Source organism: Streptomyces sp. NPDC029159, from assembly GCF_055564055.1.
This window is the reverse complement of sequence record NZ_JBVHWT010000010.1, coordinates 71,274-86,427: the sequence shown is the minus strand read 5'-3', so window position 1 is coordinate 86,427 and position 15,154 is coordinate 71,274. Positions and strand designations below refer to the sequence as shown.

10 protein-coding genes and 1 tRNA gene are annotated in these 15,154 nt (G+C 72.9%); 5 read left to right on the top strand and 6 right to left on the bottom strand.

The genetic code is table 11. The annotated features are described in order from the left end of the window. Positions 1 to 41: 41 nt before the first annotated feature. The gene (locus ACZ4U4_RS20360) at positions 42 to 869 is read left to right on the top strand and encodes a class I SAM-dependent methyltransferase (RefSeq protein ID WP_467876067.1); all 828 of its coding nucleotides are present in this window, start codon (positions 42 to 44) and stop codon (positions 867 to 869) included. A 57-nt stretch (positions 870 to 926) separates the two neighbouring features. Beyond that, on the top strand, positions 927 to 3,497 hold the full coding sequence (hrpB, locus tag ACZ4U4_RS20355) for an ATP-dependent helicase HrpB (RefSeq protein ID WP_467876064.1): 2,571 nt from the start codon (positions 927 to 929) through the stop codon (positions 3,495 to 3,497). 136 nt (positions 3,498 to 3,633) lie between these two features. Here the strand turns inward: hrpB and pgfA are convergent, their stop codons facing one another. From pgfA to polA, 5 genes are all read right to left on the bottom strand, one after another. Further along, complete coding sequence (pgfA, locus tag ACZ4U4_RS20350) at positions 3,634 to 4,629, bottom strand: cell envelope lipid trafficking protein PgfA (RefSeq protein ID WP_467876062.1); 996 nt, start codon at positions 4,627 to 4,629, stop codon at positions 3,634 to 3,636. A gap of 44 nt (positions 4,630 to 4,673) precedes the next feature. Then, positions 4,674 to 4,808, bottom strand: coding sequence for an SPW_0924 family protein (locus tag ACZ4U4_RS20345; RefSeq protein WP_467876059.1), 135 nt, complete (start codon positions 4,806 to 4,808; stop codon positions 4,674 to 4,676). Positions 4,809 to 4,937: 129 nt separating this feature from the next. Continuing rightward, a complete protein-coding gene (locus tag ACZ4U4_RS20340) occupies positions 4,938 to 6,830 on the bottom strand; it encodes a lytic transglycosylase domain-containing protein (protein ID WP_467876057.1) in 1,893 nt (630 codons plus the stop codon). Between the two features lie 457 nt (positions 6,831 to 7,287). Beyond that, positions 7,288 to 8,040 carry a hypothetical protein gene (locus ACZ4U4_RS20335; protein WP_467876054.1) on the bottom strand — a complete coding sequence of 251 codons (753 nt, stop codon included), beginning with the start codon at positions 8,038 to 8,040 and terminating at the stop codon, positions 7,288 to 7,290. Between the two features lie 255 nt (positions 8,041 to 8,295). Next, positions 8,296 to 11,034 carry a DNA polymerase I gene (gene polA / locus ACZ4U4_RS20330; protein ID WP_467876051.1) on the bottom strand — a complete coding sequence of 913 codons (2,739 nt, stop codon included), beginning with the start codon at positions 11,032 to 11,034 and terminating at the stop codon, positions 8,296 to 8,298. Positions 11,035 to 11,325: 291 nt separating this feature from the next. Here polA and ACZ4U4_RS20325 point away from each other — a divergent pair, with 291 nt between their 5' ends. After that, positions 11,326 to 13,632, top strand: a complete 2,307-nt coding sequence (locus ACZ4U4_RS20325) for an FdhF/YdeP family oxidoreductase (RefSeq protein WP_467876048.1) — start codon at positions 11,326 to 11,328, stop codon at positions 13,630 to 13,632. 82 nt (positions 13,633 to 13,714) lie between these two features. Next, complete coding sequence (locus ACZ4U4_RS20320) at positions 13,715 to 14,188, top strand: PaaI family thioesterase (RefSeq protein WP_467876047.1); 474 nt, start codon at positions 13,715 to 13,717, stop codon at positions 14,186 to 14,188. A 116-nt stretch (positions 14,189 to 14,304) separates the two neighbouring features. Here the strand turns inward: ACZ4U4_RS20320 and ACZ4U4_RS20315 are convergent, their stop codons facing one another. Then, complete coding sequence (locus tag ACZ4U4_RS20315; RefSeq protein WP_467876044.1) at positions 14,305 to 14,964, bottom strand: ANTAR domain-containing response regulator; 660 nt, start codon at positions 14,962 to 14,964, stop codon at positions 14,305 to 14,307. Positions 14,965 to 15,059: 95 nt separating this feature from the next. Here ACZ4U4_RS20315 and ACZ4U4_RS20310 point away from each other — a divergent pair. Beyond that, positions 15,060 to 15,134: transfer RNA gene (locus ACZ4U4_RS20310), tRNA-Leu, on the top strand. The last annotated feature ends 20 nt before the right edge of the window (positions 15,135 to 15,154 follow it).

Sequence of the window (15,154 nt, the reverse complement as noted above, 5' to 3'; positions counted from 1 at the left end):
CTACTGCTGCAAGTTCAGCGAAGACTACGACGACGGGCGCGATGAACCAAGAGTACGAGCCGGAGGCGACCCGACGTCATGCCTCGGCAACGGAGAGCAGCCGGGCCAGCCGCGGCTGGTGGGACCGGAACGCCGACGAGTACCAGAGCGAGCACGGCGCGTTCCTCGGGGACGACCGGTTCGTCTGGGGACCGGAGGGGCTGGACGAGGAGCAAGCCGGACTGCTCGGTCCGGCCGAGGGGCTGAAGGGCCTGCGGATCCTGGAGATCGGGGCTGGCGCGGCGCAGTGTGCGCGCTGGCTGGCGGCGCAGGGTGCGCATCCGGTCGCCCTGGATCTCTCGCACCGGCAGTTGCAGCACGCGCTGCGCATCGGGGACGCGGCCGACGGTGCGGCCGCGGGCGGTGTGGAGCTGGTGGAGGCGGACGCGGGGGTGTTGCCGTTCCGGGACGGCGCGTTCGACATGGCGTGTTCCGCGTACGGCGCGATTCCGTTCGTCGCCGATCCGGTGCGGGTCCTGCGCGAGGTGCGGCGGGTGCTGCGGCCGGGCGGGCGGTTCGTGTTCTCGGTGACGCATCCGATCCGCTGGGCGTTCCCGGACGAGCCGGGGCCCGAGGGGCTGTCGGTGGCGGCGTCGTACTTCGACCGGACGCCGTATGTGGAGCAGGACGAGAACGGTCGCGCGGTCTATGTCGAGCATCACCGGACGGTGGGTGACCGGGTGCGGGACGTGGTCGCGGCCGGGTTCCGGCTGGTGGATCTGGTGGAACCGGAGTGGCCGGACGAGAACACGCAGGAGTGGGGCGGCTGGTCGCCGTTGCGCGGGTATCTGATCCCGGGGACGGCGATCTTCGTGTGCGTCGCGGAGTGAGTCCGCGGCGCTGACGGGGGCGGGCCCGGCCGGGTGGCGGGGCGGCAGACTGGGCGGGTGATCCGCGATGACGTACTGAGTCTGCTGCCCGCCCGTTCCGCGCTGCCCGCGCTGCGTGAGGCCCTGGACGGGCCGGGGAGTGCGGTGCTGTGTGCGCCGCCCGGTACGGGCAAGACGACGCTGGTGCCGCTGGAGCTGGCGGGGCTCGTGGGACACGGCCCGCAGCGGCGGGTGCTGGTGGCGGAGCCGCGGCGGATCGCGGCGCGGGCGGCGGCGCGGCGGATGGCGTGGCTGCTGGGGGAACGCGTCGGTGAGCGGGTCGGTTTCACGGTGCGCGGGGAGCGGCGGGTGGGGCCGCGGACCGCCGTGGAGGTGGTGACGACCGGGGTGCTGTTGCAGCGGTTGCAGCGGGATCCGGAGCTGGCGGGCGTCGACGTGGTGATGCTGGACGAGTGCCATGAGCGGCATCTGGACGCGGACACGGCGGCGGCGTTCCTGCTGGATGTGCGGGCGGCGCTGCGGCCGGAGCTGCGGTTGGTGGCGGCGTCGGCGACGACGGACGCGGCGGGGTGGGCGGCGCTGCTGGGCGGCGCGGAGGGACCGGCTCCGGTGGTGACGGCGGCGGGCACCTCCCACGAGGTGGAGGTCGTGTGGGCGCCGCCGGAGCGTCCGGTGCGGCCGGCGCACGGGATGCGGGTGGATCCGGCGCTGCTGACGCATGTGGCGGGGGTGGTGCGGCGGGCGCTGCGGGAGCGGTCCGGCGATGTGCTGTGTTTTCTGCCGGGCGCCGGGGAGATCGGGCGGGTCGCGGGGCTGCTGGCCGGGGTGGACGCGGAGGTGTGGCAGGTCCACGGGCGGGCTCCGGCGGAGGTGCAGGACGCGGTGCTGGCCGGGGGTGACGGGGTGCGCCGGGTGGTGCTGGCGACGGCGGTCGCGGAGTCCAGTCTGACGGTGCCGGGGGTCCGCGTGGTGGTGGACTGCGGGCTGGCGCGGGTGCCGCGGACGGATCATGCGCGGGGTCTGGGGGCGCTGGCGACGGTGCGGGCATCGCGCGCCGCGGCCCGGCAGCGGGCCGGGCGGGCCGGGCGTGAGGCGCCGGGGGCGGTGTATCGCTGCTGGTCGGAGGGGGAGGACGGGCGGTTGCCGCGGTTCCCCGACCCGGAGATCAAGGTGGCGGAGCTGTCAGCGTTCGCGTTGCAGGTGGCGTGCTGGGGCGATCCGTCGGCGGCGGGGCTGGCGTTGCTGGATGCGCCGCCCGCGGGGGCGATGGCGGCGGCGCGGGAGGTGCTGGGCGCGGTCGGTGCGGTGGATGCGGACGGCCGGGTGACGGAGCGGGGGCGGCGGTTGGCGCGGCTGGGGGTGCCGCCGCGGTTGGCGCGGGCGTTGCTGGACGGCGCGCGGGAGGTGGGGGTGCGGCCGGCGGCCGAGGTGGTGGCGTTGTTGAGCGAGGAGCCGCCACGGTCGTACGGGGACGATCTGGCGGCCGCGTGGCGGCAGGCGCGGCGGGGCGGTGATGCGTATGCCGGGCGGTGGCGGCAGGAGGCGCGCCGGTTGGCGTCGGCGGTGACGGGGCTCGGGCCGGAGGGCATCGGGGAGGCGAAGGCGGGGGCCGCCGGGCGCTCCGGTGGTGTCGGGGACGACGATGCGGTGGCCGGGCTGGTGGCGGCGTTGGCGTTCCCGGAGCGGGTGGCGCGGGCGCGGGGCGCCGGGAGTTTTCTGATGGCGTCGGGGACGCGTGCGGAGACGGCCGAGGCCGGTTCGCGGTTGCGGGAGGCGCGGTGGCTGGCGGTCGCGGTGGCGGACCGTCCGGTGGCGGCGGCGTCCGCGCGGGTGCGGCTGGCGGCGGTGATCGACGAGGCGACGGCGGTCGCGGCGGCGGGGGCGCTGTCCTCGCGGGGCGCGGAGGTCCGGTGGGCGGACGGCGATGTCGTGGCGCGGGAGGTGGCGCGGCTGGGGGCGATCGAGCTGGTGGCGCGTCCGCTCCCGGCGCCGGATGCGGGGGCGGTGCGGGCGGCGGTGGCGGAGGGGCTGCGGCGGGAGGGGGTCGGGCTGTTGCGCTGGTCGGCGGGGGCGGTGGCGTTGCGGCAGCGGATGGCCTTTCTCCACGGGGAGTTGGGGGAGCCGTGGCCGGATGTGTCGGATGCGGCGCTGCTGGAGCGGGCCGGGGAGTGGCTGGGTGTGGAGCTGGGCCGGGCGCGGCGGCGGGCGGATCTGGAGCGGGTCGACGCGGGGGCGGCGCTGGGGCGGCTGCTGCCGTGGGCTTCCGGTGCGGCGGTGCGCTTCGACGAGCTGGCGCCGGAGCGGATCGAGGTGCCGAGCGGTTCGCGGGTGCGGGTCGACTACAGCGGTGCGCAGCCGGTGCTGGCGGTGAAGGTGCAGGAGATGTTCGGGCAGCAGGAATCGCCGCGGGTGGCGGACGGGCGGGTGCCGGTCCTGGTCCATCTGCTCTCCCCCGCCGGGCGTCCGGCGGCGGTGACGGCGGATCTGGCCTCCTTCTGGCGGGAGGGTTACCGATCGGTGCGGGCGGAGCTGCGGGGCCGTTATCCGAAGCATCCGTGGCCCGAGGATCCGTCGGCGGCCGAGCCGACGCGGTACACGACGGCGCGGCTGAAGAGGGAGCGGGGCTGAGGGTCCGGGTGGGGTGTCGGGGCGGGTTGGAGACGGGTGACGGGGCCTGGCCGAGAGGCCGGATCTGAGGGGCGCGGATCTTCGCGGTGGAGGTCAATTCGTAGGCGTCGCGGGCTCGTTCAGCTCTGTTGTCACCTTACGGTCCGCCACTGACAACGGGCCGTGCGGTGGGCGGCGGGCCGGTCGGGCGGGGGCGGCGGGCGCGGGCCTCCAGGGTGAGGCTGAGGGCGAGGAGTGAGGCGCCGAGGGCGAGGAAGCCCCAGGGGAGGTAGCTGGTGAGGAGGAGGACCAGGGTGCGCTGGGAGGAGACGAGGGCGACGACGGCGTCGACGTAGTCGGGGCGCATCTTGACGTGTCCGGCGAAGGCGGTGACCTTGCCGCCGCCGGGGAGGAGGTCGCCGCCGCGCAGCTCCTCCTGGTGGATCTCCTCACCGTTGACGGGGGCGCCGGTGACGGGGTCGACCCAGAACATGCGCTTGGTGGTGTACCAGCGGGTGGTGCCCATCTTGCGGACGGAGTCCGCGGTGACGCCCTTGACCGGCAGTTTCTTGGGCAGCGGGACCTTGGTCCAGGGGATGGTCTGCTCGAAGTAGTAGACCTCGAGACCGTGGAAGGTGCGGGTGCCCCTGTAGTGGATGGGGGCGGCGGCGCGGGTCTGCGGGTCGTAGTAGGAGTAGTCGCGCTTCTCCACGAGGAACGGCCACTTGTACTCGATGCCGTCGCGGCGGACGGTGTCGCCGTCGACGCTCTCGCCGGTGGCGTGGACCGGTTCCTGGCTGTGGGCGTCGAAGATGTAGCGCTCGGGGATCTGGGAGACCATTTTGCCGTCGGGTCCGGCGACGTAGGTGAGCGCGTCCCAGACGACGACGTCGCGGTCGGCGGTCCGTTCGATGCGGTCGGCGGCGGCGACGTTGCCCTTGAGGGTCTGGACGACGGTGAGCTTGGGGACCTTCTTGGCCTTCATGGTGCCGTAGTCGACGAGGGTGGCGGGCTCGGCGACGAGGACGGTGTCCTGGTACTGGCTGGGCGGGACCTTCGCGAGGCGCGGGAAGGCGTACCAGCGCAGCAGCGGGGAGAGCGCGGTGAAGAAGACCGCGACGGCGAGGAGTATCAGGCTGGCTTTGCGGCGCATGGCGGTGCGTCCCTTCCCTTGCGGGGTGTGCGGCGTCCTGGCCGTCAGGGGTGTGCGGGGACGGTGGTCCGCAGCGGCTTGGGGGAGGTGGTGCCGCCGGGGGCGCCGATCGCCGTGATGGTGAGGACGAGGAGGAGCGCGGCGGCGAGGCCGGCGGCGGCTGCGGTGAGGGCGCGCATGGGCGGCTCCCGGAGAGCTGATGCTTCGTCAGGGAGGGGGCACCGTAGCAACGGGCGGCCGAGATGAGAACACGTGACACCGCCGCCCTGCCCGGGGTGGGCGGGGCGGCGGCGGTGGCGCGGTGGTGGTCAGGCGGTGGGCGCGGTGACCTTCAGTTCGAGGGTGAGGACGGCGCCGTCGGCGGTGGTGAGGCGGAGCCGGTAGGTGCCGGGGTGGTCGGCGTCGGTGAAGATCTCCGGCAGTTTCAGCAGGCCGTCGGCGTCGGTGGTGAGGTCGGTGAGGGTGCGCTGCGGGGTGTCGGTGGCCGCGCCGGTGGCCTGCGGGTCGGTGAAGGACGGTCCGGCGGTGTTCGGGGCCGGGTGGTCGGGGTCGTCGGTGACCATGGTGGCGGTGACCGGGACGCCCGCGGCGGCCTTGCCCCGGAAGCCGGCCCTGATCTCGATGCGGTCGGCGGCGAAGCTGTCGCCCGCGGTCACGGTCAGCTCCTCGTCCGAGGTGCGGGTGAGGGTGTCGGCCTTGGGGGCGGGCGGCGCCGCGACGGTGGCGGCGAAGTCGACGGGCGGGACGGTGCGGCCGACGGCGGTGGCGCGGACGGTGAAGGTGCCGGTGGTCTTGCCCGCGCGCAGCGCCGGGGCGGTGGCCAGGCCGTCCTTGCCGGTGGTGACGGTGACGGTGGTGGCGTCGTCCGGGAAGCGGGCGTCGGTGGTACCGGTGATCGTGAAGCGTACGGGGGCGTCGGCGACGGGCTTGCCCGCGCCGTCCTTGGCGCGTACCTGGGGCGGGGTGGTGAAGGTGTTGCCCGTGGTGGCGGTGAGGTCCTTGTCGCCGGTCCGCTCGAGGGCGGTGAGGGGCGCGGGGGTGGTGGGCTCGGTCGGGTCGGTGGGGGGCGGGGTGCCGCCGCCGGTGCCGGTGTCGCCCGTGCCGCCGGTTCCGCCGGTTCCGCCGGTGGACCCTGTGCCGCCGGTTCCGCCGGTCGAGCCCGTGCCGCCGGTACCGCCCGAAGTGCCGCCCGAAGAGGGGCCGTTGGTGTCCGCTCCCCCGCCCGGGCGGCTCTCCTCGTGTTCCTTACCGGTGTTCTTGCCGGGGCTCTTCGGGCCGCCCTTCGCGCCGTCCGGGGTGCGGCCGGGCTTCGCCGGTGCGCCCCCGCCGCGGCTGACGGTGCCGCCGGAGGTGCCGCCGCGGCGCTGGACGGGCAGCACGCCCGTACCGTCCGGGACCTCGTGGGTGCCCTTGCGGTAGAAGGCGTACCAGGACAGGACGGTGCGCAGATAGTCCTCGGAGTGGTTGTAGCCGAGGACGGCGCGGTCCAGGTCGCGGGCGAGGGAGAGGTCGCGGTCGGCGCCGCAGAGGTAGTGGCCGGCGGCGAGCGCGGCGTCGAAGATGTTGTTGGGGTCCTTCTTGCCGTCGCCGTTGCCGTCGGCGCCCCATCCGGTGCCGTCCGGGCCGCCCTGGGACCAGGTCGACGGGATGAACTGCATCGGGCCCACGGCGCGGTCGTGGGTGCGGTCGCCGTCGTAACGCCCCTGGTCCGTGTCGGTGATACGGGCGAAGCCCTTGCCGTTGAGTTGGGGGCCGAGGATGGGCCGCAGGGTGGTGCCCTCGGCGTCGACGGCGCCGCCGCGCGCCTGGCCGGATTCCACCTTGCCGATCGCGGCGAGCAGTTGCCACGGCAGCCGGCAGCCGGGGGCGCTGACGGCGATGCTCGCCTCCGCCTTCCGGTACGCGGCCAGCACGGTGGCGGGGATTCCGGCCTCGGCGGGCCCGATGGCGACCGGAGCGCCGGGCTTCTTCCGCGAGCCGGCGGGCGGTACGGGGCTGTCGAGGGGCGGCAGGTCCGTGTAGTAGGGCGAGTCGCCGTCGACGGTGGAGTCGGCGGGCGGCTGCGGGGTGCGGTCCGGTGCCGCCTGGGCGCGGTCGACGGCGCCCGGCGCCTGAGAGGCCGTCAGGGCGGCCACCACCAGGGCTGCGACAGCGGCCGACCCGGCCCCTCGGCGGAGCCGTCGCCCGAACGTGGCTGCCATGCGTGCCTCCTCCTCCGCGGTGAACCGCCGCGCCGGAGCCGCCGTTGCGTGCTCCGTTGCGCGCCGACGCACGTGACACTACGACACCTGGGGAGGCACATCTACCGCCATCATCGGCCGAGATGGTGAACCGTATCCGTCGGGAAAAGACACTTACCGTTCACTCTCGGGCATTCCCCGGGCGGCCCCGCCGATGCCCGAGAGGGCGGGCGGCGGCGATGCCCGTTCCGCTCCCCCGCCCGGTCCGGATCTCCGCGGTGGGCACCGGGAGTTGAGGTGCCGGCGCCGCGCGCCCGGGTCTCGCCTTTCGCCACCGGATATGCGCCGAGGCCGTACGCAGTGGGCGTACGGCCCCGTGCCGCCGCGCACGTCTCCGCCGCTCTCCGGGCGGACGGTCACGCACCCGCCGGACCGTCACCCTCCTCGGGACGAGAAATCGTGGTCTCCGACCGGCTCATCACGGCACCGGTATCGGGGAGGAATGCTTGCTGTCATGGATTATTCGCTCGTAGGTGAGCTGGTATCCCTCGTTTTTCAGGGCGAAATTCAGCAGGGCGGTGGACCAGTCGTCGAACAAGGAGAAAGTGCGGTCCACGATGAGCCTCGCCCGCTCGCGTTGTACGGCATCGAGCTGCGGGAGGCCGGAATTCTCGATCTCCGGAGATTTGATGCTGTGCGACGCCTCCGCGAGATAATGCGGAGTGCCGAAGAAGTCGCATTCCTCGCCGTTTTGCAGGGTAATTCCCTGGCAGTGCTCGAAGATCGTCACGGAGACGGCTTCGATGGACTCGACCATCGCGAACACGGCGTACGTCGGAGCGTCGGCGGCCATTTCGGTCAGTCCGAGGCAGAGGCGCCGGGAGTGCTGGAAGTCCGCTCCCCACAGCACCCGCGACGCGTCGGAGAGGGGCATGTGGCCGTCCGCCCCGAGCTTGGCGAGGTCGGTGAGCATCCACTGCCAGTGGAAGTCCTCCTCGTAGGTGTGGGCGTTGAGCAGTTCCTGCAGAGGGTCGAGCTCGCCCGCCTCGGAATTCTTGCGGAAGACGTACTTGTTCAGGTCGGAATAGCCCATGATGAACGGCACGACGCTCGGAGCCCAGGCGAGGCGCTTGCCCCCGGGCAGCGTTTCGTCGGCCAGAAGCCGGGTGAAAAAGTCGTGATCCTCGTACCGCTTGCGTTGCTCTTCGATGTATCGGATGACTTCCTGCATGTTCGTCTCCGGAGTCCGCAAGAGTGCCGGCGGACCGGATGAATCCTCACCTGCCGGCACGGCGCGTAGGTGTCGCACCTATAGAACACGACGGCTTTCACGGGCGGGAGGTTCCAGAAATTCTCCGGCCGTCGCCGATCGCCGGGGAAATTCATGGTCCTGTCCGTCGAGGGTGCCCCGCAGGAGCGGACTTCGGGTCGGAAGAGCTACGGGTCCGTCGGCCACGGGGACGGCGCTCCCGTGGCCGGCGGTCCGTCAGTGGGCGGCCGACTCCCAGTCCGCGCCGACGCCGATGGAGACGTCCAGCGGGGCGCGCAGCTCGACCGCGTCGGCCATCTCGCGGCGGAGCAGCTCCTCGACCTGCTTGCGCTCGCCGGGGGCCACCTCGACCACGATTTCGTCGTGCACCTGGAGCAGCATCCGGGACGTCAGCCCGGCGGCCCGCAGCGCCTCGTCGACCTTCAGCATCGCGATCTTGACGATGTCGGCGGCGGTGCCCTGGATCGGGGCGTTCAGCGCCATCCGCTCGGCCATCTCGCGGCGCTGGCGGTTGTCGCTGTTGAGGTCGGGGAGGTAGCGGCGGCGGCCGAGGATCGTCTCGGTGTAGCCCGTGGCGCGGGCCTCCTCCACCACGCGCTGGAGGTAGTCCCGCACGCCGCCGAACCGCTCGAAGAAGTTGTCCATCAGCCTGCGGGCCTCGTCCGGCTGGATGCCCAGCTGCTGCGAGAGGCCGAACGCCGACAGGCCGTACGCCAGGCCGTAGGACATCGCCTTGATCTTGCGGCGCATCTCCGGGTCGACCTCGTCCTTGGCGACGGAGAAGACGTGCGAGGCGACGGTGGTGTGCAGGTCCTCGCCGGAGGTGAACGCCTCGATCAGGCCCTCGTCCTCGGAGAGGTGGGCCATCACCCGCAGCTCGATCTGGCTGTAGTCGGCGGTCAGCAGGGTGTCGTACCCCTCGCCGACGACGAAGCTGCGGCGGATGGCGCGGCCCTCGTCGGTGCGGACCGGGATGTTCTGGAGGTTGGGGTCGGTCGAGGAGAGACGGCCGGTGGCGGCGACGGTCTGGTTGAAGGTGGTGTGGATGCGGCCGTCCGCGGCGATGGTCTTGATCAGGCCCTCGACCGTGGCGCGCAGCTTGGACTGCTCGCGGTGGCGCAGCATGATCACCGGGAGTTCGTTCTCGGTCTGGGCGGCGAGCCAGGCGAGGGCGTCGGCGTCGGTGGTGTAGCCGGTCTTGGTCTTCTTCGTCTTCGGCAGGCCCAGCTCGCCGAAGAGGACTTCCTGGAGCTGCTTGGGCGAGCCGAGGTTGAACTCGTGGCCCGCTGCGGCGTGCGCCTCCTGGACGGCCTGCTGCACCGCGCCGGCGAACTGCTGCTCCATCCGCTCCAGCCAGCCGCGGTCGGCGGCGATGCCGTCGCGCTCCATACGGGCCAGCAGGGCGCTGGTGGGCAGCTCGACGTCGCGCAGCAGCTCGGCGGCGCCGACCTCCGCGAGGCGGGTCTCGAAGGCGGCGCCGAGATCCAGCACCGTACGGGCCTTGGCCATCAGGGCGTCGGCCTCGGCCTCCTCGTCGGCGCCGAAGGCCAGCTGGCCGCCCGCCTCGGCGGCCGGGGCGAGATCGCGGCCGAGGTATTCGACCGAGAGGGCGTCGAGGGCGAAGGAGCGGCGGCCGGGCTTGACGAGGTAGGCGGCGAGCGCGGTGTCCATCGTGACGCCGTCGATCTGCCAGCCGTGCTCGCCGAAGACCCGCATCAGGCCCTTGGCGTTGTGCATGACCTTGGGGCGGTCGGCGGCGGCGCTCCAGGCGGCGAATGCCTGCTCGTCGGCCTCGTCGAGCTGCGCCGGGTCGAACCAGATCGCCGGTCCGCCGGCGGTGGCCAGCGCGATCTCGGCGACGCTGCCGCTGCCCAGGGACCAGACGTCGACGGTGGAGACGCCCAACGGGCCGGTGCCGTGCTCGGCGAGCCAGGGGGCCAGCTCACCGGCGGCGGCGACGGTGCCGTCGACCTCGACGCCGGCGGCCGCGGCGGCCTCCTCGACACCCTGGTCGGCGCCCGGGTCGACGGCGTGCAGCCGGTCGCGCAGGCCCTGGTTACGGATCTCCAGGCCGTTGAGGAACGCGGTGAGCTTCTCGCGGTCGTACGCCTCGCGGACCAGCGCGCCGGGGCCGCAGGGCAGCTCCACGTCGCGGACCATCTCCGTCAGCCGGCGGTTGAGCTTGACGGACTCCAGGTGGTCCCGGAAATTCTGGCCCGCCTTGCCCTTGACCTCCTCGGCCCGCTCCACCAGCTCGGCGAAGGAACCGAACTGGTTGATCCACTTCGCGGCGGTCTTCTCGCCGACGCCGGGGATGCCGGGGAGGTTGTCCGACGGGTCGCCGCGCAGCGCCGCGAAGTCCGGGTACTGGGCCGGGGTGAGGCCGTACTTCTCGAAGACCTTCTCCGGGGTGAAGCGCGTCAGCTCGGAGACGCCCTTGGTGGGGTAGAGGACCGTGACGTCGTCGGTCACGAGCTGGAAGGAGTCGCGGTCGCCGGTGACGATGGAGACGGCGAAGCCCTCGGCGGTGGCCTGCCGGGTGAGCGTGGCGATGACGTCGTCGGCCTCGAAGCCCTCGACGGCGAAGCGCTTGACGTGCATCGCGTCCAGCAGCTCGCCGATCAGCTCGACCTGGCCCTTGAACTCGTCGGGCGTCTTGGAGCGGTTCGCCTTGTAGTCGGGGAACTCCTCGGAGCGCCAGGTCTTGCGGGAGACGTCGAAGGCCACCGCGAAATGGGTGGGCGCCTCGTCACGCAGGGTGTTCGCGAGCATGGACGCGAAGCCGTAGATCGCGTTGGTCGGTTGCCCCGTGGCGGTGGTGAAATTCTCCACGGGCAGGGCGAAGAACGCCCGGTAGGCCATGGAGTGCCCGTCCATCAGGAGCAGGCGGGGACGGTCGTCCCCCGCCGCTGCGGTGCCGGTCGTTTCGCTCTTCTTCGCTGCCTTTGCTGCCACGCCCCCGATCCTGCCACGCCCCACCGACAATCCCCGCCGCGCCGGGGACCGGCGGGCCGGGGCCGGGCCCCCGCACGCCGCCGCCGGGCGGGCCGGGGTACGGGAGCGGCGACCGTCCGTAGCAGGTGACGGCGGCGGCGCGGGAGTTTTCCACAGGGCCGGGCCCCGCTCCCGCGGCGCCGTCCACAGGCCCCTGCCCGCCCGCCGCGGTCCATGACAGGATCGGATGTGCACGGCAACGATCCGGCCCGGCCCGTGCGCCGGGTGGCACACGGCTCAAGGGAGAGCGCCATGGCAGGCAAGCCGCCCGCATCCGACCCGGTACAGGACGCGCCCGAGGTCGGCGCACCAGAGCACTCCGCCGTCGGCATCCCGGCGATCACCAACGCGCTGCGCATCTCGCAGCAGCAGATGGGTGTGCGCCGGACGGCCCTGACGCTGCTGCGCGTCAACCAGAAGAGCGGCTTCGACTGTCCCGGCTGCGCCTGGCCGGAGGGCGAGCAGCGGCACACCGCGGAGTTCTGCGAGAACGGCGCCAAGGCCGTCGCGGAGGAGGCGACGCTGCGACGCGTCACCCCGGAGTTCTTCGCCGCACACCCCGTCGCGGACCTCGCCGACCGCAGCGGCTACTGGCTCGGCCAGCAGGGCCGGCTGACCCACCCCATGTACCTCGCCGAGGGCGCCGAGCACTACGAGCCGGTCTCCTGGGAGCGCGCCTTCGACATCCTGGGCGAGGAGCTGACCGCCCTCGAATCGCCCGACGAGGCGGTCTTCTACACCTCCGGCCGCACCAGCAACGAAGCGGCTTTCCTCTTCCAGCTGTTCGCCCGCGAGTTCGGCACGAACAACCTCCCCGACTGCTCCAACATGTGCCACGAGTCGTCCGGCTCGGCGCTGACCGAGACGCTGGGCGTCGGCAAGGGCAGCGTGCTGCTGGAGGACCTCTACAAGGCCGACCTGATCATCGTCGCCGGGCAGAACCCGGGGACCAACCACCCCCGGATGCTGACCGCGCTGGAGAAGGCGAAGGCCGAGGGCGCGCGGATCATCTCCGTCAACCCGCTGCCCGAGGCCGGTCTGGAGCGGTTCAAGAACCCGCAGACGCCGCGCGGTCTGGCGGGCGGCGGCACCGCGCTGACCGACCTCTTCCTCCAGGTGCGCATCGGCGGCGACCAGGCGCTCTTCCGTGCCCTGTGCCGCGGGGTCCTGGAGGCCGAGGGCGCGCTGGACCAGGAGTTCATCGACGCGCACACCCACGGCTTCGAGGAGTTCGCGGCCGCCGCGCGCGCGGCCGACCCTAAGGAGACGCTGCGCGCCACCGGGCTGCGCCAGGAGGAGATCGATGCGGCGCTGGAGATGGTGCTCGCCTCGCGGCGCACCATCGTGTGCTGGGCGATGGGCCTGACGCAGCACAAGCACTCGGTGCCCACCATCCGTGAGGTCGTCAACTTCCTGCTGCTGCAGGGCAACGTCGGCCGCCCCGGCGCCGGGGTGTGCCCGGTGCGCGGGCACAGCAACGTCCAGGGCGACCGCACCATGGGCATCTTCGAGCGGCCCGCGCCCGAGTTCCTCGACGCCCTGGAGAAGGAGTTCGGGTTCGCCCCGCCCCGGGAGCACGGCTACGACGTCGTCCGGGCCATCCGGGCGCTGCGCGACGGCGACGCCAAGGTGTTCTTCGCGATGGGCGGCAACTTCGTCTCCGCCACCCCCGACACCGACGTCACCGAGGCGGCGGTGCGCCGCGCCCGGCTGACGGTGCACGTCTCCACCAAGCTGAACCGCTCGCACGCGGTGACCGGCGCGCGGGCGCTGATCCTGCCGACGCTGGGCCGTACGGAGCGCGATGTGCAGGGCGGCGCCGAGCAGTTCGTGACGGTCGAGGACTCCATGGGGATGGTGCACGCCTCCCGGGGGCGGCTGGCGCCGGCCGGTCCGCAGCTGCTGTCGGAGACCGCGATCGTGGCCCGGATGGCCCGCCGCGTCCTGGGCGAGCGGAGCGGTACGCCGTGGGAGGAGTTCGCCCGCGACTACGGGACGATCCGGGACCGCATCGCCCGGGTCATCCCCGGCTTCGAGGACTTCAACGCCAAGGTCGCCCGCCCCGGCGGCTTCACGCTGCCGCACGCCCCCCGGGACAGCCGCAGCTTCCCCACCGCCACCGGGAAGGCCAACTTCACCGCGGCGCCCGTGGAGTATCCCCACGTCCCCGAGGGCCGGTTGCTGCTCCAGACGCTGCGCTCGCACGACCAGTACAACACCACGATCTACGGCCTCGACGACCGCTACCGCGGCATCAAGAACGGCCGCCGGGTCGTGCTGCTGCACCCCGAGGACGCCCGGGAGCACGGCTTCGCCGACGGCTCCTACGCCGATCTGGTCAGTGAGTGGACGGACGGCAGCGAGCGGCGCGCGCCCGGGTTCCGGGTGGTGCACTACCCGACGGCGCGGGGCTGCGCGGCCGCGTACTACCCCGAGACCAATGTGCTCGTCCCGCTCGACCACACCGCCGACACCAGCAACACCCCGGCGTCGAAGTCCGTGGTGATCCGGCTGGAGCGGCCGCAGGACGACGGAGCTGCCGGGGCCGCGGAGGGGTGACCCCGTGCCCGGCGGTGCCGGGGCGGGCTGATAGGAACATCCGGATCACCGACGAGCACGGGCGAGCGAACGGAGCGAGCACTTGGGCGCGCAGCAGACCACCACGTTTCCGCAGGAGGTCCTGGACCGGTGGGCCGGGCTCGGCCTCGACCTCCCGGCGCTCTTCTCCGCCGGGAACCTCGGCAGCCGGATGGGCGTGCAGGTCCTGGAGGCCGGGCCGGACCGCGTCGTCGGCACCATGCCGGTCGAGGGCAACACCCAGCCGTACGGGCTGCTGCACGGCGGGGCGTCCGCGGTGCTGGCGGAGACGCTGGGCTCGGTCGGTGCGATGCTGCACGGCGGTCCGTCGAAGCTGGCCGTCGGTGTGGACCTGAACTGCACCCACCACCGCGGTGTCCGCTCGGGCCTGGTCACCGGCGTCGCCACCCCGGTGCACCGGGGCCGCTCCACCGCGACGTACGAGGTCGTGATCAGCGACGAGGCGGACAAGCGGGTCTGCACCGCGCGGCTGACCTGCATGCTCCGGGACGCCCCCGCGGACGCCTACCGCGGCTGAGCCCACGGCCGGGCGGCGCCGATCCGTCCGCACCGCCCGGCCCGGCACCGCCCGCCGGATACGCGTGTGGCCCCGTACCGGCGGACGGTACGGGGCCACACGGCGGACGGGCCGGGCTACTGCCCCGGCTGGTCCTTCTGCTTCTTCTCCTCGGCGTCCTCGATGACCGCCTCGGCGACCTGCTGCATCGAGAGCCTGCGGTCCATCGACGTCTTCTGGATCCAGCGGAACGCGGCGGGTTCGGTCAGCCCGTACTGCGTCTGCAGGATGCTCTTCGCGCGGTCGACCAGCTTGCGGGTCTCCAGCCGCTGGGTGAGGTCGGCGACCTCCTTCTCCAGCGTCCTCAGCTCGGTGAAGCGGCTGACGGCCATCTCGATGGCCGGGACGACGTCGCTCTTGGAGAACGGCTTGACGAGGTACGCCATCGCGCCCGCGTCCCGGGCGCGCTCCACCAGCTCGCGCTGGGAGAAGGCGGTCAGCATCAGGACGGGTGCGATGCTCTCCTCGGCGATGCGCTCGGCGGCGGAGATGCCGTCCAGGATCGGCATCTTCACATCGAGGATGACCAGATCGGGGCGGTGCTCGCGGGCCAGCTCGACGGCTTTCTGCCCGTCACCGGCCTCACCGACGACGGTGTAGCCCTCTTCCTCCAGCATCTCTTTGAGGTCGAGACGGATGAGGGCCTCGTCCTCGGCGATCACGACGCGCGTGGTCAGCGGCGGGACGTGCGGCCGGTCGTCATCGGCGGCGGGCTGCTCGGGCTCGGCGGCGCTCACGGGTCTCCTCGTTCAGGCAGGTGGTGCCCCTTTAGCCTACCCAGCTCCTGTATGGTGGGAGCACGACGGGGGCTTCTCAGCCTTCGATTCCCAAGGCCCTGGTACCCCAACCGGTTAGAGGGACGGTGCTCAAACCACCGACAGTGTGGGTTCGAATCCCACCCAGGGCACTTCGCCTCATTTTCGAAGG

What these genes read in the sequence shown, in the direction of transcription:
- ACZ4U4_RS20360 (WP_467876067.1), top strand. Translation starts at nt 42, where the DNA reads ATGAACCAAGAGTACGAGCCGGAGGCGACCCGACGTCATGCCTCGGCA.
- pgfA (WP_467876062.1), bottom strand. Translation starts at nt 4,629, where the DNA reads ATGCGCCGCAAAGCCAGCCTGATACTCCTCGCCGTCGCGGTCTTCTTC.
- ACZ4U4_RS20345 (WP_467876059.1), bottom strand. Translation starts at nt 4,808, where the DNA reads ATGCGCGCCCTCACCGCAGCCGCCGCCGGCCTCGCCGCCGCGCTCCTC.
- ACZ4U4_RS20340 (WP_467876057.1), bottom strand. Translation starts at nt 6,830, where the DNA reads ATGGCAGCCACGTTCGGGCGACGGCTCCGCCGAGGGGCCGGGTCGGCC.
- ACZ4U4_RS20335 (WP_467876054.1), bottom strand. Translation starts at nt 8,040, where the DNA reads ATGCAGGAAGTCATCCGATACATCGAAGAGCAACGCAAGCGGTACGAG.
- ACZ4U4_RS20325 (WP_467876048.1), top strand. Translation starts at nt 11,326, where the DNA reads ATGGCAGGCAAGCCGCCCGCATCCGACCCGGTACAGGACGCGCCCGAG.